9 protein-coding genes are annotated in these 18,665 nt (G+C 60.4%); 5 read left to right on the top strand and 4 right to left on the bottom strand.

What is annotated here, in order from left to right:
• Positions 1 to 27 precede the first annotated feature (27 nt).
• The 4 genes from ACILSO_RS06435 to ACILSO_RS06420 all read right to left on the bottom strand — a co-directional run bounded on the left by ACILSO_RS06435 (position 28) and on the right by ACILSO_RS06420 (position 10,474).
• Positions 28 to 2,202 (bottom strand): CHASE2 domain-containing protein, encoded by a 2,175-nt coding sequence (locus ACILSO_RS06435; protein ID WP_395736550.1) that lies wholly within the window; start codon positions 2,200 to 2,202, stop codon positions 28 to 30.
• Between the two features lie 211 nt (positions 2,203 to 2,413).
• Positions 2,414 to 4,168 carry a ShlB/FhaC/HecB family hemolysin secretion/activation protein gene (locus tag ACILSO_RS06430; protein WP_395736549.1) on the bottom strand — a complete coding sequence of 585 codons (1,755 nt, stop codon included), beginning with the start codon at positions 4,166 to 4,168 and terminating at the stop codon, positions 2,414 to 2,416.
• Between the two features lie 28 nt (positions 4,169 to 4,196).
• On the bottom strand, positions 4,197 to 9,479 hold the full coding sequence (locus tag ACILSO_RS06425; protein WP_395736548.1) for a beta strand repeat-containing protein: 5,283 nt from the start codon (positions 9,477 to 9,479) through the stop codon (positions 4,197 to 4,199).
• Between the two features lie 38 nt (positions 9,480 to 9,517).
• Positions 9,518 to 10,474: a FecR domain-containing protein gene (locus tag ACILSO_RS06420; RefSeq protein ID WP_395736547.1), complete on the bottom strand. Its 957-nt coding sequence runs from the start codon at positions 10,472 to 10,474 to the stop codon at positions 9,518 to 9,520.
• 249 nt (positions 10,475 to 10,723) lie between these two features.
• Here ACILSO_RS06420 and ACILSO_RS06415 point away from each other — a divergent pair, with 249 nt between their 5' ends.
• The 5 genes from ACILSO_RS06415 to ACILSO_RS06395 all read left to right on the top strand — a co-directional run bounded on the left by ACILSO_RS06415 (position 10,724) and on the right by ACILSO_RS06395 (position 18,641).
• Complete coding sequence (locus tag ACILSO_RS06415) at positions 10,724 to 12,520, top strand: ArnT family glycosyltransferase (protein WP_395736546.1); 1,797 nt, start codon at positions 10,724 to 10,726, stop codon at positions 12,518 to 12,520.
• A gap of 225 nt (positions 12,521 to 12,745) precedes the next feature.
• On the top strand, positions 12,746 to 13,879 hold the full coding sequence (locus ACILSO_RS06410) for a tetratricopeptide repeat protein (protein ID WP_395736545.1): 1,134 nt from the start codon (positions 12,746 to 12,748) through the stop codon (positions 13,877 to 13,879).
• 224 nt (positions 13,880 to 14,103) lie between these two features.
• Complete coding sequence (locus ACILSO_RS06405; protein ID WP_395736544.1) at positions 14,104 to 15,267, top strand: hypothetical protein; 1,164 nt, start codon at positions 14,104 to 14,106, stop codon at positions 15,265 to 15,267.
• Positions 15,268 to 15,531: 264 nt separating this feature from the next.
• Positions 15,532 to 18,030 (top strand): DUF1592 domain-containing protein, encoded by a 2,499-nt coding sequence (locus ACILSO_RS06400; protein ID WP_395736543.1) that lies wholly within the window; start codon positions 15,532 to 15,534, stop codon positions 18,028 to 18,030.
• Positions 18,031 to 18,050: 20 nt separating this feature from the next.
• The gene (locus ACILSO_RS06395; RefSeq protein ID WP_395736542.1) at positions 18,051 to 18,641 is read left to right on the top strand and encodes a hypothetical protein; all 591 of its coding nucleotides are present in this window, start codon (positions 18,051 to 18,053) and stop codon (positions 18,639 to 18,641) included.
• The last annotated feature ends 24 nt before the right edge of the window (positions 18,642 to 18,665 follow it).

The following is an 18,665-nucleotide window of genomic DNA, read 5'->3' as shown; positions in this document are numbered from 1 at the left end:
CGACATGCTGCGCTGCTTTGCCCATGCTCATTTCGTCTTCATGACATGCACGCCGTCCCAGTCGGCGCCGGGTGGATGCGCTTTCATGTACTCGCAGCGTTCGAGCAGAAGCTTGGACGGGTTGAAATCGGAGTGGATTTCGAGTTTGTCGGAGCGCTGGAACAGGGCAGTTGCTTCGTCCCACTTCTGCGCCAGATAGGCGTCGATGCCTTGCTGGAAGAGGGAGAGGCACTCCTTGGTTTTCATGGACAGCTCGTCCTTAAAGCCGACGACTTCGTACATCTCGGCGGGCGTGCCGCGGCCTTTGACGACGGTGCGCTCCATGAAACGAAAGGCAATGTCGTCCTTGTGCTGTTCGGAGAGTGCTTTGGTCTCGCCGGTGGTCATGATGAAGACGCCGTAGCTCTTGGCTCCGCTCTCGCTACGAGCGGCGAGATTTACGGTGTCCCCCATCATGGTGTAGCTGAAGCGCTGGGTGGAGCCCATGTTGCCGACGACGGCCATGCCAGAGTTCAGGCCGATGCGGGTCTGCATTTCAAAAACGATGCCCGGCCAGCCGGGTTCTTTGCGCCATTTTTCACGCAGTTCCAACTGGCGCTGCTGGATGAGCAGCGCGGCACGGCATCCAAAATAGGCGTGCCCTTTCATAGACCGGGGCGCGCCAAACATGGCCACGATGGCATCGCCGATGTACTTGTCCACCAAGGCGCCATTGGCCAGCAGGATGTCCGTCATGTTCGTGAGGTAATCGTTCATGAGCGTGACGAGCTGCTCGGGTGTGAGCTTTTCCGAGAAGGTGGAAAAACCGGCGATGTCGCTGAAGAAGGCGGTGATCTCGGCCTCATGACCACCAAGCCGGGGATCTTCGCCGGAAGCGACCATTTGATCAACGAGCTTGGGAGAGAGGTACGTGCCGAACATGCCCTTGATGCGGCTTTTGTTTCGCAGCTCGATGACAAGGCGGTGCAGGATGGAGCCGCCTTCCACGAGCGTGAATCCAAGAACAGGCCATGCGAGGGGCAGGTGGAGACTTTGCTTCTGGAAGAAATAGAATGCGGCGAAAACATAAGCGCCTGTCAAAATCGCAGGCACCAGCACGGCCATCCAGATGCGGCCAAAGCGAACGGGGATGATGGTGAGCAATGCGATGAGAGACCAGATGCCGATCACCTGCGTGAAGTCGGGCTTTTGAATGTAATCGCCACTGAGGATGTTGCTCATGGCGTTGGCATGCACCATGACGAGGCCGACAAGCGGCTGGAGCGGAGTGGGTCCGAAATCGGAGAGCCCCTCGGCCATCTGGCCGATGAAGAGCGTCTGGCCGGTGATGGGCGGGATCCCTTTGGGCCATTCCCGGCCCTGATTGTCACGCAACTTGCTTGCGAGCTTCGGATAGGAAACGGCGGAAAAAGTGTCGGTATGGCGGTAGTTGACCGTCATCCGACCACGATCATCGATGGGAATGCGCCATGGATGGTTCCTGCCCTTGATGCGGACGCAGTCGCCCAGAATCACTTCCACGGCGTCGCTTTCCACTCCTTCGCGAGTGAGCAGGGCCTGCAGCACAAGACTGGGAAAGACATGGGTGCCGCAACGAACGACCAGCGGCAGCTGACGCCGTACGCCATCCGGCCCTGGAGGGGCATTGACGAATCCGACCTTTGAGCTTTCGCCAATGATCCCAACCGGAAGTAATCCGGTGTCGTGCCCGACGAGGCGGCGGATGTCTCCTTTGATGCTGGTGATGGCCTTGGTGTTGCCAGCGATATCCATCTCGAATTTCTTCTTGTTATCGATCGGCTCGGCAGCCGCACCGGTGATAGAAGCGGTGGTCAGGACGAGGGCCTCGCCAAACATTTCATCTTGCTTGGGATCAGGGCTGGGTTCCGTGAAGAGCAGATCGAAGGCCACAGCGGCGGGCGGACGTGTGGAGAGCAGCTGCATGAACTGCGCGTGGACCTCGCGCGACCACGGCCAGCGTCCGAGCTGAGCCAGTGCGTCCTCATCAATGCCGACGACAAGCACCTCGGGCGATGCGGGCGGGTCCGAAGGGGCACGGGCTTTGAAGCGCCAGTCCAGTGTGAGGTTCTCCAGTTCCTCACCAAGCTGTGTGAGGCTGAAACCAAGTGCGAGCAGAAGCACAAGAGGCAGCAGAAGGCACTCGAAGCGCAGGCTGCGGAGCTGGCGTTGGCGTTTGGTCATGCGGGAAGGGGATCAACTGACGAAACCAGAATGAGAAATGACAATGAATGAAGTGGGTGTGAGGGAAGAGGCCTCTATTGGAAGCAGACCTGTGCTTGCAAACGTCAGCTCATGCAGCCTCTTTTAAATGTTCACGATGCAATGCCGATGCGCGCGAATATCCGCGAATTTTCATGAATGGCGCTTGCCTAGCTTCGGGATCATTCGTCATTCAATACTTCACGTTCATCCCGAAGTGCAAGCGTCCCGAGGGAGCATTTGGCAGGCCGGCGTGCTGAAGGGTCCAGCCGTAGGCGAGGCGGAGGTCGAGGTTGTTGTTGAGGCTGTAACGCAGCCCCAGCCCCGTGCTTTGCAGGCTGAGATTGGGCTCGGTGGCATAATTGCCAACGCTCTCCAGATAGGCGATGTCGTAGAAGGCGAAGGTGTTGAGGTTGTCCGCTTTTTTGGCTCCCAGGGAGATGAGATGCAGCAGGGGAAAATTCAGCTCCATGTTGGCGATGATGCCACGATCTCCGCGCGCGGAGCTTTCATTAAAGCCGCGCACGGTCTGGTAGCCACCGGCCAGCATCTGTTCGGTGGGCAGCAGGCGGGCGTCCGTGTACTGTCCGGCGGCATGCAGCAGCGCGGAGAATCCGAGCGGAAGGCGGACGAGGCGGTCAAGTTCGGCCTTGGCATACCAATACTTGGCCTGCGAGGCGGCGCGAAGGCTGTCAAAGGCGGCGTAGTTGTTGTGGCCAAGGACATTGCCGGGGCTGTAAATGGCGGACATGCCAAAACGTGTGTAGCCCAGGGGATCGTTGATGGTAAGATTGTACCCGGCGCGCAGCTGGAACACCTCGGCGGTCGTTTGGGAGAAAGTGGAGCCGCCGAAGATGATGTCTGAAGAGGTGCTCTTGTAGTCGAGCGCCACGGTGGCCTTGTGAGTCATCTTGCTCCAGGCGCTGGCAAGCGGAATGGTGTAGGCGGCAGTGAGCTGGCGGTTTTTCCCATTGACGCCGAGCATGCCGGCGGCCTGGCCAGACTGTGTGGCGCTGTCCACATACACACCGAGAAGCTGCAGGCGATGCCGCCAAGGGAAGGGGATGTCCCACACCAGCGCATGAGCTTTAAGATGGTCAAGCTCCTGATTGCCGGTGAAGTTGTAGCTCAGGGACTGCTCCGTGCCGAAAAGCTGGTACATGCTGACGCCGCCGGAGATCTGATTCAGGCCGGTGGAGCGCAGGCCAGAGTTCGCATATCCCAGGTAGGCTTTCACAGGATTGGTCTCCGTGGTCTTCAAGACGACGTCGCTGGAACCTTCCTTTTTGCCGCGCTCGTAGATGACGTTGACGTTGCGGATGGGGTTTTCATTGAGCCACGCAACATCTCCCGCGATCTTCTTGGTATTGATGCGCTCGCCAGGCTGCACGCTTACCTGGCCTGCCATGTAATTCGGATTCGAGTGCTTGGCCCCCTCCACCTTCACCTCTCCCAGCACGGCCTCGCGCACGATCACGCTGACGTGGCCTTTGGTGATGTCCTGCTCGGGCAAATAAGCGTCCACCAGCGGGAAGTCGGTTTCCTGGTAGGCTTTGTTGATTTTCTTCACCACGCGGTTGAGGAAGGCCATGCTCATGGACTGGCCCACAAACTCCTGCTGGAGGGAGTCCACAAGGCTGGCAGGCAGGTGCAGAGCCGGATCCACCGTGAGGCCGCGCTGCTGGTATTTTGTCGAACCCTTCGCGGGCTTGGTGGCAACGAGGTGCAGACCCTGAAGACGCACACCGAGGGGCTTGGTGTCGCCTTCGCTCTTGTCGGCCTCGGCTTTCTTCGGAGCTTCACTGGCGGCTTCATCCACGTAGGGCCTTGCTCGCGGGGCTTGGATCTTGTCTGTCAGTGTGCCGGCACCGGTGGCAGATGGGAACTCCTGGGCGATGCCGCTGAAGCGCAGACCGAGAAAGGTCAGCAACAGCAGCAAGATCGGCATGTGAGAGGATGAGTGCATAAAAGGAATATCAGCGCAGGGCGTGGTCGAGCTCCGCCTGGCCTTCGGCAGTGATGGCGTTCTGCAGTTTGAGGGAAACAAAAGGACCCGCAGGCGCGCCATCCAGCATGAGGCTGACCATGCCATCCCACGACACCACCAGTGCACCGCCATCTTCTCCGAGGGCGAGGGAAAGCCCCAGCGCGCCGGGCGCGGAAAGCAGCGTGCGGATGGCCGCCTGCACCTCCGGCGTGGCGGCGGTGCCGGTCGCATCCATGAGGGCGATGCCATTGATCTCGCTGATGCGATATTCGCCGATGCCGCCAAGCGCGTGGGCAAGCTCCCCGAAGGCACCAGGGGAAATGCTGGCCATGAGCGTGCCCTCCACGCTGGAGGGCACGGGCCGGTCATTGACCTCCATGGTGATGCTGCCGGAGAGGAATTCGAGGTGTGCAGTGCCATCGCCACCGAGGGACTGGAACATCTGGCTGAAGGCCTGCGGGCTCGCGGCTTGATTGAGAAACTGCTGCACATTCAGGGAGGGCAGGGGATCGCCCAAAGTGATGGACTGAGCGCCTGCCTGCACCGTGAGCGGCACCTCCCCACGACCAATGGCGCCGATGGCGAGCTCACTCTGCGCCAGCAGGCTGATGCCTGCCGCGAGCTGCGAAGTGGAGGCCGTGCTGGGAGCGCCAGCACCGGGATCAATGCCCAGCAGGCCGCCCGCATTTTGCAGGCGCACGGTGCCGTCGCCTCCCAGGCTCATGTTCAGCTCTCGCTCTGCCGTGGCGGAGGTGGACGAATTCAAATTCGACTGCGTGCCGAGGCTGGCAGGGCCGCCGCCGTTCATGGAGCCAGCCCCCCCGCCGCCAACCGTCTGGCCGAGGAACGCAGCGGCGGAGGTCGCACCGGCAAGCCCTGCGCCGCTGGCCACGGCACCAGCCGCAGCCTGCGCACCAATGCCTCCGATGCCGCCCAAGCCTGCTGTAGATGTGGAGTTGAAATTGTTCGTCTGCGAGCCGTCGGAGCCTCCCGGTCCCGCACCAGGCGTGAAGTTTTGCAGGAAGACATTCGTCACCGGACCGATGACCGTGCTGGTGGAAAAGCCCACGGTGGTGATGGTGCCAAAGCCAGGTTTGGTCAGCGGCGTGGTCACCACTTTCACGCCATCCACAAAGAGCTGGTCCGTGCCGCCGCCGCCGTTGAGATTCTGCACAAAAGTGTAAAAGCTCGTGGCCGTGTTGTCATTCCCGCTGCCGAGATTCAGCCCCAGAGTACCGACTCCCTGAAAGGCATAGCTGCGCCCCGCCACGCTGACCAAGGATGCGCCTATGGTGTACTCCTGGCCGGCCTGCAAATTGCTGTCATTGATCAGCACCACGGCCTGCGGATTCCCGAGGCCATCGACCCTGCCGGAGAGCGTGGCCTGGTTAAAAAACACAAACTGATTGCTCCCTGTGCTGCTGCCGGTGAGGTTTTCGATGGAGCTGAAGTGCAAGGTACCGAGCGTGCCCGCATTGCTGGAAGTAACGTTAAACACATTGCCGCCCGAAGCTCCGACGAGCGTGTCTGCAAAGCTCGAGCCGATGAGATTTTCGATGCTGGTGAAACTCGCGGCGCTAATGCTTGACGCGCCCGTGGCTGCGGCAAACGACACGGTGTCCGTTCCGCCTGCGCCATTGACCAGCAAAATGGCGGGAACCTGCTGCAGAAGGATGATGTCATTCCCTGCGCCTCCGGTAACGCTGATGCTGGCGGCGGCCACGTGCGTGAGGTCCAAGTTACCCCCGGCGGTGATCTGAAAGCTGCGCGTGGCGATGTCCGGTGCACCCGCCAGCGATCCTGCGGTGATAACCACCGAGTGAAACGCCACCGGATGCCCGACCGCCCCCTGCAGGGCGACATCTCCCGCGAGCCCGGCACTGAGGGTGAGATCGGGGCCGCTGCTGTTGTCCACGAAATTGTGGTTCAATGGGCCGCCGAGAGTGATGCCCGCGCCATTGATCACGGAGCCGCCGTTGGTGGTGTCCAGCATGGCGCTGGCGGCGAGTGTGACGGGACTGCTGACGAGGATCTCGCCGCCTGCGGTGGTGATGCCGGCAAACAGAACGACGTTGGATCCGCTCAAAGTTACGGGACCGCCGAGGTCAATGAGCTGCTCGCTGACGGTGATCTCTCCCAATGTGAGGATGGTCAAAGGCGCCCGCCAGGTCGCCGCGCGGATCTCGACTGCACCCGAAGTGGGAGCGCCGATGGTGACGTGACTGAGCGTCGGCGCGATGGCGCCGATGCCCGCGGAATTGATGAGCAGCGAGCCCGCCGCGCCATCGCCCAGCCCGATGGCGGTGCCTGCCGCGACGGTGCGGAGGTATAAGCTGCCCGTGCCACCGATCGCCGCCGCGCCCGCAATGCTGATGGTGTCGGTATTGATGATCATCGCGCCATTCCCTGTGATGGCGGTGTTTGCGGCCAGATCCACGCCGGTGTTGTTCGTTCCGGTGCCCGTGCCGCTGCCGGTGATCGTGACCGACCCTGCCGCGCTGGTGATGGCGCTGCCGGCATCCTGCAGGGCCACGCCATGATTGCCGCTGCCACCACCGCCCGCCACGCCGAGCAGAGAGATGCTGCCTGCGAGCGAAGAGGTGGAAGTGCTGTGAATGGTGGAACCGCTTTGCAGAAGAATGCCGGTGTTGCCATCGCCGCTATCTCCGCCATGCCCGTTCAGCTCGATGGCTCCCTTGCCGCTGGTTGTGAGGGTCGCATTGCTGAGCAAGATGCCGGCAAAGTTTCCGCCGGTAAGGTGCAGCAGATCCTGATTGGCATTGATTACCATTTTGCCATCAACCACGGACAGAACCGCGCCGGAGTTCACATTCACCTCCCGCATGGCAGTGAGGTAGAGCGTGCCGGTGCCGGTGTTGGAAACACGGCTGCCATTCACCTCAATCCCAAACCCTTCCAAGGTGATCACGCCGCCCTGCGAGGAGAGGTCTTTGTTGACGCGGATGTGGTCCGTGCTGGTGGTGATGATGCTGACGTCCCGATAGGCGCTGAAACCGCTGTCAGTGCCGACGGTGCCTATGGTGAGGCCGAGGGTGTTGATCAGCTGCAAGGAGCCGATGGTGCCGTGAGTGGTGAGCGTCTGCACCGCATTGCCAGTATTGGCGAGGTAAAAATCGCCGCCGCCAGCGAGCACCAGGCCCCAGGAAGCAAGCGTGCCGTTGCCCACCATGCTGCCGCCGGCGTTGCGCAGAGTAACCACGCCGAATCCGCCTGCATTCAGCACGCCACATTTGTCCAGCAGCATCGCCACCGTGCCTGCCGCGCCGCCATTCATGGCCGAGAGGGAGATGCTGCCGGTGTCTGTGATGATCTGCCCGCCAATGTACAGGGCCTGGTCAATCGGATCCACAAACGCGGCTGCGTTGGCCCCTGCGGCAAGGGTGACATTGCCAGAATGCGTGAGAATCTGCGCACCGGAAAGGATCTCCACGGCTCGTCCTGCGGTGATGTCCACGCTGCCGTCGCCCAAGGCCTGGATGAGGCTGGTGTTTGCGCCGTTCTGCGTGGTCATGATGAAGTCGCGGTCGGCACGGATGGTCAATGTGGCGCTGGAGCTCCATTGGATGGTGCCCTGCAGGGTAATATTGCCCACGCCACCGCCCGCGGCGCTGTCGGTCTGAATGACGAGGCTGCCGCTGTTTGCCTCCAGCCAGGCGGAGATGTCGCAGGCCCTCAGCGTGCTGGCCATCGCGGGATTCGTGATGGTATCTCCTGCCACGCTGTCAGAGATCAGGATATCGTTCGGGTCCAGCAGCAGCGTGCCCGCTCGGCCCTGCGGCGCACTGAGATCGATGTGGCCGGTGAGCGATTCGATGATGAGAGACTGCTTGCCGGAAATCTCGGCCTGCCCGCCATTGCCACCGCTGGCTCCGCCACGCGCCTGCACAGCACCCAGGAAGCTCATGGCATCGCTGGCAAAAGCCACCACCGTGCCGCCATTCCCGCTGCGGGTGGCATTGGCCGCAAGGACAGCCCCCTGCTGAATCTGCACCTTCGTGGCATTTGTTATGCCCGCGTCCAGACCCTGTGCCCCGCCGCCGGCAAAGATGCTGCCGCCGCCTTTGGCGCCGCTGGCGCTGATGAGTGCCGTGTCTCCAAGTGTCAATGAAGCGCCGCCCAGTCGGATGACTCCGCCGCTGCCATTCGCGGAGTCTGCATGAATGTTGCCTTCGATCACGGTGCTGAGCATCTGCTCAACGCCCTGCGCTGTGGCATTGATTTCGATCTGTCCGCCCGCAGTTTCACCGTCTGCAGTCACCGGAATGGCGCGGCGCACGGTCACCTCCCCACCGCTCACGGCGATGTTTCCGCCTTTGCCTGTGGTGCCATTGGCGTCCACGCGCCCGCCGCTGAGGTTCACCCGGCCCTTGCTGCCAGCATTGATCCTGATCTGCCCGCCATTGCCCGCAGGTCCGCGTGCCACCAGAGTGCCACGGTTTTCAATAGTCCCGCCATTGGCGCTCAGAATGATGCGCCCGCCCTGCCGCGTCACGGCCGTGGCGGCGATCCGACCGGTATTCCGAATGGCCAGCGCATAGACGTTTCCGCCATGCGCCTTCAGTTCCGCCACATTGGCCTCGATGAGGCCGCTGTTACTCACGCCGGTACGGCGCTGCGGGCCTGCAGCATTGCGCACGATCACACGCTCGTCGCCGACGGCGCGGATGAGCACGTCCGTGCCTGCGGCCAGCCCCACGGTGCCGTTGGGCGCGCGAATGCTGCCGGAGTTGTTCACCTGGAAACCGATGAGGAAAACATCGCCGCCGGATTTGATGGAGCCCGCGTTCGTCACTCCCGCCGTGCTGCTACCAGAAAATACCATGTCTACCCCGGCCATGAAGGAACGGTTTCCCACGTCCAGCGTGGAGGCGGTGAGCCCCGCCACATCCACCACCGAGCCACGGCCGAAAACGATGCCGCTGGCATTGATGAGAAAGACCTGTCCATTTGAGGTGAGCGTGCCATCAAGGAGGGAAGGGCCGCCATTCAGCACCCGGTTCAGCGTGGCGGAGGTCACGTCTGGCACGATGAACTGCGTCTTCTCCCCGCTGCCGATGTTGAACGTGCTCCAGTCAATAACCGCGCGGTCCGTCTGCTGATGGATCGTCGTCAAACCGGGTACACTGCTCTGGATCTGCGCATCTCCCAGCACCACGACACCACCAGTCGGATTCGCGCTGATTTGAGCCACTGGTCCGAGCAGCAAAATCCATAACGCACCACCCCAGACGAGGGCGCGAGCAGTCCTCAATGATGGACATCCCAAAGCCATTCAGTGCAATTCAGGAGTTATTGCTGGGGCTTGGGGCCGGCGGGAGTGGCGGAGACTGTCTCCAGCGGGACTATGACGACTTCGCCGTCTTTCGTCTGCACATAGCCCTTGCCGTTCTCAACAGACACGGAATAGAAAGCCCCCTTGGCCACGGCGATGCCGCTGGGCGTCTTGATCTTGAAGTCCATCTTGCCCGATGTCTCCGGCTTTACCAGAGCACCCACGGTGCCGTTCTTCAGGTCCAGCAGAACCTTGGGTGCTTCCTTGGACTCCACAATTTCGGCCACCACCGCCTCCGAATCCGGCCCGAGGCGGATGGCGGAGGTCGAGGTCATGGTGATGGTGGCGTGGGAATCTGCGCCAGTCTTCAGCGTGCTGCCAACCGCAACGATGTCGCCTTGTTTCAAAACGTGCTCGGCTTGTCCGGCCGGCGTTTCGGTGACCTTGCCGCTGAGGATGGTCACCTTTCCCATCTGTGGAGCCTGCTTCTTCACATTGGCCGGAGTAACATCCACCTTGCCATGCTCCACTTTCACAAATCCCTTCCCATCTTCCACTGCAACGGCGAACATCGTACCGCGCGCCGCGGCGATTCCGCTGGGGGTCTTCACCTTAAAGTCCATCGTGGACTGCGCCTGCGGCTGAATCAGTGCGCCCAGGCTGCCAGATTGCAGATCTACCAACACCTTCGGCGCGGTGTCTGAATCCACCAGTTCCGTGAACACTGCCTGCGAGTTTTCCGCGATGCGCACCGCCGACTGCTTCGTCGTCTTGATGACCGCCCGAGAAGCCGCACCGGTCTTCACCGTGGATCCGATGGGCACTGCATCTCCAACTTTAAGAGTTACCTCAGCACCACCGCCGAGCGGGAGGAGGGTCACCTTGCCCACAGCCACGGCAACCGTGCCGGTGGACTCCGCCGCCAAGCAGTGCCCCATAAAGGCAAAGACCATGATGGCAGCTAGTAGTTTCATCGTGTCAAACGTGTCTTGATACATAGGGAAGTCAAAGTGTTAAAACGGGCACCACTCAGCAATGCATCGCTATTTTGCGGCATTCTCAAGATTTACTATAACATCCATTTCTCGGAATAGGCTTGTAAGAACCTCGTAAGGTATTGGGGTGGGTTGGAAAGGGGAATAATGCGGAATTCTCTTCCCGAACAGCGGGAAGCACCCGCCGTGCCATTCAGTGCCGTGCTTTCAAAATGAGCAAACTATTGGATGGACCGCGCCCCAGGCGAATGCGATCGAACGAACGCTGGAATCGAAGTGAAGTACGTTAGCCCAGAACGCCGACGATTTGACATTTTTCTTGAGGCATCGTGGAAAAAATCATCAGTCTTGACCAATCTTTGCTTTGCATGCCAAGGTGCCAACTGCTTTGAAAAGCACCCTCGGATGTTCAACCATCACCCCCCCTCTAAACCGGACTCAACCGTTGCAGTCAGACTCGCAGTGCTGGTCATCTGCACCCTTTTTACTCTGGCTTACACTTACAGAGCAGGAGGGTTTGCGTCAGATTTGGGCGGCGACCCCGATGAAGCCGCGCATGCGGTCACCTCGCTCATGCTGCATGACTATGTGGACAGCGGCCTCGGTCAGCATCCAATGCGTTTCGCCAAGGCCTACTACGCTGATTTTCCTCGCGTCGCTCTGGGGCATTATCCCCCGATGTACTATGTTTTGGCGGTCCCGCTTTTACTGGTGCACACCAGTGTGAACACACTGCTTATCTTTCAGGCGCTGACCCTGTCTCTTCTGGCCATGCTGACTTTTCAGGTTGGCTGTCGTTTTTTAAAGCCATTGACTGCCGCCATCGCCAGCTTTTCGGTCGTTCTTCTGCCGATCGCGTTGAAGCTGACCCTGCATGTGATGTCGGACATTCTGCTGGCGCTTTTTTGTCTCTGGGCAGCACTTCTGTGGGCATGGTACCTGCGTGCACCTTCCGTCAAGCGTGCCTTGGTGTGGGGGGGAGTGGCGACGGCGGCCATTCTGACAAAAGGGTCCGGTATGGGATTGTGCCTGGTTCCGCCCGTTGCCACATTGCTTTGCGGCAAATGGCGGCTCGCCCTTGGCTGGTCCTGGTGGTGTGCGGCCCTCCCGGTGGTTCTGTTTGCGGGCCCTTGGATGCTCTACTCCACCGGTATCTCAAAAGAAGGCATGACTCAGCTCGGGCCTTGGCAGTATTTCCTGCAGGCGGTTCCATTTCACCTTGCCGCAATGCCGGCTGTCTTTGGCTGGCCCTTCACCCTTCTCTGCGCAGGAGGGATTGTGCGTGCCATCATTAACAGCAGGCGGGATGAAGCCCTTCTGCCGGAAACGGCCTCTCTTGCCGGCATGGTACTCGGCATGAGCTTGGTGTTGCTGCTGGTGCCTGTGGGACTGAGCACCCGTTACATGCTCACCTTAGCCCCGGTCGTTATGCTTGCCGCGGCGTATGGTCTGGAGGCCGTCCCATGGCCAAGGTCGGTCCGCCCGGCTTTTGGCGCATGTCTTCACTTGGTTTTTCTGGCCCTCTTTCTCTTTGAAAGAGGACTGCCTGTCAAAGAAGTACTTGGGTTCACCCAGGCCGTGGAAAAATTGGGCGTGCCTAAAGCTGGCGACTCCAAGCAAAACTGGCTGATCGCCTCTGACCCGCGCGGGGAAGGAGCAGTCATTGCTGCTGCAGCCTTCCATTGTCCGCAACGGTCCCCATCGCTGCTTCGCATATACCGTGGTAGCAAGGAACTGGCATCGAGCGACTGGATGGGCCGTGACTATCAGTCTCAATTTGCGGATGAAGCAGCGCTTCTCAGGCACCTCGACGAACTGCAGATCACACGTGTGATGGTAGATTTGTCTGTGCCGGCGGCAAAACGCATGAAGCACGAGCAGCTACTCGGCGCTGCCATGCAGTCGGCGCCAGGCCTCTGGACGCTTGATTTTGAGCAGTCCATCACCAGGCAACCAGGCGAAACTGGCCGATTGCAGGCTTACAAAAGATCCGTCTCATCAACCACTGGCAAGGCCCCGGATTGAACGGTTCGCGATTTGCTAAGGGTCTGCGCTTCCGCCCCTCCTGCGATAAGCGCCGAAGCTCCTGAGACCTTCCGCTGCCAAACCACCTGATCGCACAGGGGGGGGGCTGGAATGATGGGTTCGCGGCTTTTTGCGAGGAGTATCGGGGAAAGGTCTTGAGCTTTCATCTGGCTCTCTGAGATATGGTGTCGTTGTACCATGAGCTTCCAGATGCCGATTTTCTCCATGCAGACACCTCCCGGGCCTTTGGCGGAGAGGCGGATGAATATCTTGGAACAGATTCCAGCGGCCAGTGCCGAGGAGCAGGAGAAAATGCTGGGTGCGCTGCTGGTGGAGGCGGAGATTCTGGCCAATGACGAGCATGCGTGGAGCAGCCTGGCGCTGGGTTACTTCCATGCGCGGCGTTTTGAAGAGGCGCGGGATTTATACCAGCAACTGGTGGACGCCTTTCCGCAGCGCGATGTGCATCGGCTGAACCTGGCCACAAGCCTGAGCCAGATGGGGCAGCTGGAACTGTGCATTCGCCAGCTGGAGCACGTGCGCGACGAGGGTCATGACGAGAGCGACATGCGGGATGCTGCGGAGATGCTGGAGGGGCTGCTGGAATGGCTGGGGCGGAGCCAGGCGCAGAAGCAGGCTGCGGATGGCAGGAGGGCAGCACTGCACGAGAGCATCACTACCGGCAGTGCGGCACCGGAGGAGTATGTGGAGCTGGCACGTCTCTACCTGCGCCAGCGCGCCCAGGCCGGGGACCTTGCAGAGGCGGAGGCCGCCACGTCCAGTGCACGGGAGGTTTTGGAGCAGGGGGAGCGCCGCTTTCCCGAGTTCACCGGCATCCTTGAACATCTCGCGCTGGTGTATTTTCAGACGCAGGGCGCGGAGGATGTACTAGAGGTCGTGCTGGAAAAGCTCCAGCGCATCGCGCCAGAGTCGCCGGTGCTGGCCGCGTGCCAGACGGCGGCGGAGAGCGATGGCGAGGCCTTCAGCGAACGCATGCGCGCTCGTGCCTATGAGCTGATGCGCACCTGCCAGAGCGATGATGAGAAGCTGGTGAATGCCGCGCTGCAGGACCTGCAAAAAATGGTGGTCACGTATGCGCAGTCTCCTGAGTATCGCAAAACCTACGCCATGGCGCTGCTGATGGCCGGCCACAAGCCGGAGGCCCTGCGCGAGGCTGAGATCCTGGAGTCTCTCGAGATTGACTCCCACGACATGCACTTTCATCTGGGCCAGCTCTTCTCCCTCTGCGGAGATCCCGCCAAAGGTCTGCACTATCTGGAGCATGCCCTGCAGTCTGCCCCCACGGAGGAAGACCGCAAGATGACGCAGGAGCTGATCGACCGCTTGGGACAGAGATAGAAGGAGGGTGATCCTCTTGATCCCTGGTTTGGGAGCGGTGGGTGTGGCGCAGCCTGCGGGCTCAAGATGATCCCGCTCTTGTGCCGGCGTGGTGTGCGCTGGTAGTGGCCCTGCTCTGCGTTGTGACTTTGCTCCAAGGCACAGGCTGGCGGCCTGGGTCACGTTTCAGCATTGCCCTTGCCATTCTCTCGCGACCTCCATACTCTGCCGCGCATTTTCATTCCATGAACGGTACTCCAACTGGGACACGGGCTTTCCTTGCGGCGCTGGGGTGGATGTTTGCTGTTGTGGTGGCATCTCCAGCCTGCGCGGCGGTGTTTGAGGTCATTGATCGCAAGCCGGTGGCGCATGGGGCGGAGGTGGTGCTGGAACTGGTGAAGGATGATGGTCCTGCCACCTACTACCAGTATTCCTACCGAACTCCTGCCGGCATCGACTGGCCGTTTTATCGCATGATGGTGCGATTTAAAAAGGAAGATGACAGAATTCTCTTCGAGAAGAATTGGATCGCGAACAAAATCGACGACCTCCAGTTTGATGAAAACCGTGTGAGTCTGTTCCACCCGGATTTTTATGATTGTGTCGTAGTGACCCTGGAGATCGATCCCGCAGCGCCCAAGGTATATATGAACCGATTTCTGAACTCCTACGGCTTTGGAAACAACCACGCCAAGCTGCTGAGCGTGGATGAACTGGAGATCACCGACGCAGAGGAGCGGTGGTTTTCACCGAGGAAGCTGAGGCGAAATCATGAGGGCACCTGGGAGTTTGCGGGTCTCCCCTATTTGAAAAAGATGCAGTCCAGTGATTCCGCCGTTCCACTGCCTTCCATGCAGGAGCAGATAAGGAAGCATGAGAAGGCTGATGCTGCCAAAGCAGATGCGGCGGCAGCGGCAGGGGAACGATTTAAGCGCATGCCAGATTTCGGCTCCACCTCCCACGTCTTCAAGAATCAGGCGGAATGGTCCATGACCTTTTATGATTTTGGAATCTTTCCGCATATCTTCCCCAAACGAGATCGGCTGACGGTGGTGCGCGGTCTCTTTTCCCAATTCATGGCGGAGCATGCACTTAAATCCACACTGGCGGGCGGACCGCTGCAGCCGCTGCCTCCGATGAGACGGGCTTTGGAGCACTATTACAATGGCATTGAATGGGGATACTTGACGCCGTTTTGCACTGCAGCGCCTGACCCGATCACCGGTGAGGACTTGAACCTGCCCTGTTTCGCCACGGACTATGACAAGATCTTCGAAGCGCTCTATGCATTCTACGCTCTCTGCCAAAGGCATTACGGCGAACGCCTCGAGAACTCCGTGCAGGGCAACGACGATGCGGCCTTCTCGGTGATCTTCGCGTGGGAGCTGAGCCGGGCGGGGTTATACTGACGCAACAAGATGGACGCACCCCGTCCTCCCCATTCCTTGATCCGAAGGCGAGCGGGCGGCAGCGATCATCCCGACGCCGATGATCAGGGAAAATCAGGCTGTAAGCGCGCCTGCTTTTTGGGGGATCTTGGATTCGGGACAAGTCTGTTGGGAGGTGAAAAAGTACTTTCGAATTGGGCCGCTTTTTGAGAGAATATGGCGAAGTTTCACTGGGAGTGATGAGCAAAGAATCCTCCGCCTCACGCGTTCATTTCCTCCGCCTGCATGCTGCTTCTCCGCTTCACTTCCGCCGCTTTCCTCATCCTCGCCCTGGGCGCGCATGGCGCTGCACCGGATTTCGCCACCCAAGTGAGACCGCTGCTCGATCAGCACTGCTTTGACTGCCACGGAGAGGACGCACAGAAAGGCGGCCTGAGGCTGGACACGCTGGGCACCGACCTCCACGACCCTTCCGCGGTCAGGAAATGGGCACAGGTGTTTGACAAGATGGTCTCCGGCGAGATGCCGCCGAAGAAGCGCGAGCGCCCGCCGCAGGCGGCACTCGCGGGTGCCACGACCTTTCTGCAGGCGCAGCTTCATGCCGCCTCGCTGGAGCATCAGCAGAAGCAGGGCCGCGTGATGGTGCGGCGGCTCAACAGCACGGAGTTTGAGAATACGTTGCGCGATCTGCTCGGCACCAATGCAATGCTGAAGGACCTCCTGCCGGAGGACAGCACCACGGCGGGCTTTGACAATGTGAGCACCGGACTGGACATCTCGGCCACTCATTTCCTGCGCTACCAGGAGGCTGCGGCGCGCGCGGTGCAGTCGGTCATTCCCATCAGTCCGCCCATCCCTTTCAGCGATCGGCGCACGGCGGAAGTGATCGTGAAGAAGGGGCCGAATTTTCAGCAAACACTGACGCGCAGCGCACGCATGCAGGACGGTGCGCTCGTTTTTTACAGCAAGCTGCCGCGCTATGGCCTGTGCGCCACTTCGGCGGTGAAAATGGCCGGGCGTTATAAGGTGACGATGTCGGCATGCGCTGTCGGCGGAGAGGGCAGGGCGGTGCCCGCTGGCTTCATGGTGGTGAATCAAAGCGGTCGCGAGGGCCCCGTGCTGCGGGAGGTGCGCGAGATCCCGCACGGCACGCCGCAGGTGATCGAGTACGAGGTCGAGCTGGGGACGAACCAGGCCTTTGTGCTGAACCTGCTCACCACCTGGGACATCCGCATTTTCAAAAAGCCCATCGAGGAATACACCGGCCCCGGCCTGAAGGTGGAGTGGATGCAGATCGACGGGCCGCTGGATGCCTTCCCACCGCCAGCCTACACCGCGCTGTATGGAGACGTGCCGCTCAAAGCACGCTCCGTGGTGAAGGCGGAGATGACTGGCGCACGCGTGCCCGTCATCAGCCCTCAGCGCACCGAGTCCCAGTGGCTCGGCGATCCGCTGGTGCCGGCCTCGGCGAATTCGCAGGCGGATGCCGAACGCATCCTGCGCGCCTTCCTGCCGCGAGCCTTCCGCCGCCCCGTCAGCGAGGAGGTGCAGCAGCATTACATCAGCAAAGTGAAGCAGCGGCTGGAGCAGCAGCACAGCTTTCACGATGCGATGATGTATGGCTTCAAGCTCATCCTCTCCTCGCCGGATTTCCTGTTCCTGATGGACGCGGAAAGCGCGCAGGCCAATGAGCAGGGAGAGCTGGTTTCCACTCGGCTGGATGACTTCTCTCTGGCGGAGCGGCTCACGTATTTCCTGTGGTCCTCCGCGCCGGATGCGGAGCTCACCGCGCTGGCTGCAAAGAACACGCTGCACCAGCCCGCCGTGCTGCGCGCGCAGGTGGAGCGCCTGCTGCAGCATCCGCGTGCAGAGCGCTTCACCACCAACTTCACCGGCCAGTGGCTGGACCTGCGCAAGATCGACTTCACCATCCCTGATCCACAGCTCTACGCGGACTTCGACTCCCTTCTACTGGATGCCATGCCACGCGAGACGCAGTTCTTCTTTGCCGAGGTGCTGCGGCAGGATTTGTCGTTGCTCAATTTCATCGACTCCGACTGGTCCATGCTCAATGAACGCCTCGCAGCGCTTTATGGCATTCCCGGCGTCCAGGGAAATGATTTCCGCAAGGTGAAACTGCCCGCAGAGTCGCATCGCGGTGGCGTGATGACGCAGGGCAGCGTGCTGAAGGTCACCGCCGATGGCACGCGCACATCTCCCGTGCTGCGCGGCACGTGGGTGCTGAACCGCATCCTCGGCAAGCCGCCCGCACCTCCGCCGCCGGATGTACCCACCATCGAGCCTGACATCCGCGGTGCCACCACCATCCGCCAGCAGCTTGACAAGCACCGCCACACACCCGCCTGCGCCACCTGCCACAATCACATCGACCCGCCCGGTTTCGCGCTGGAGAAGTTTGACCCCATCGGCAACTACCGCGACTTTTATCGTGGCACCGAGCGCACCCGCGCCTACCCCATGCCGCTCTTTCCCACCAGCGGCCGCGCCATCTTTCGCGGGGCGGATGTGGAGCAGGGCGGCACCACGCCTGAGGGCAAGGCCTTCAAAGACATCTCCGACTACAAGCGACTGCTGCTGGAAGACAAGGACCAGCTCGCCCGCAGCCTGACGCAGAAGCTCATCATCTATGCCACCGGTGCGGACATCCAGTTCGCCGATCGCGAGGCGGTGGAGCAGATCGTGGCCACGCTGCGCACGAAGAACTACGGCCTGCGCACCCTGGTGCATGAGATCGTGCAGAATCGAATATTCCTGAACAAGTGATCTCAGCAGCCACACGAAACATGAATAGCAAAGGACTCATTCAGTGCATCCTAGCTGGGATAGCTTGGCTTTCTCAGGGGAAGTCGATGGCGGCCGATGTCGATGTGCAATCGTGGGAGCATATCCGAGAATCGAGGCCTGAATTTTATGAGGCCTTGATGTTATCCTCATTCAAGGAGTTGAGAATGCAGCACCCAAAGGCTGTGAAGGTCACTCGTGTCGCGGCGGTGGGTGGGTGGGGGCCAAACTATGCATGCACGCTGTTCGAAGAAAAATCGGAAAAATCAGTGATGATGGAGGTCGTGTCTTATCTCCCATTGGAGACTTCGGACCGCATGCAGCCGACCTTGCTCCGCATCAAGCTTACCGAAGAGAAGGACATTCAAAAGGCCGTGTTGCTCATGACCCAGGCCCTTGGCCCCGTGAAGTGGGACAATGCTTTCGGCAAGAAGCCCCTCGGGGAAGACTCTAATGTGCTCATGTTTGAAAAATATGAACAGGACGTCGGTCATTACACCATCAACGCGTACTTGCCGGAGCCGTCCCGGAAAGCTCTGGCTGACCTCAAAAAGATGGCGATGCGATTCTCCCAATTCAAACAGGGCAAATGATATCCCACCTGATGATATGACTGC

It is taken from the genome of Prosthecobacter sp. (assembly GCF_044226605.1).
In the GTDB taxonomy this organism is placed as follows: Bacteria; Verrucomicrobiota; Verrucomicrobiia; order Verrucomicrobiales; family Verrucomicrobiaceae; genus Prosthecobacter.
Note: the sequence above shows the minus strand (reverse complement) of the source record. Positions and strands in the feature narration are given on the sequence as shown.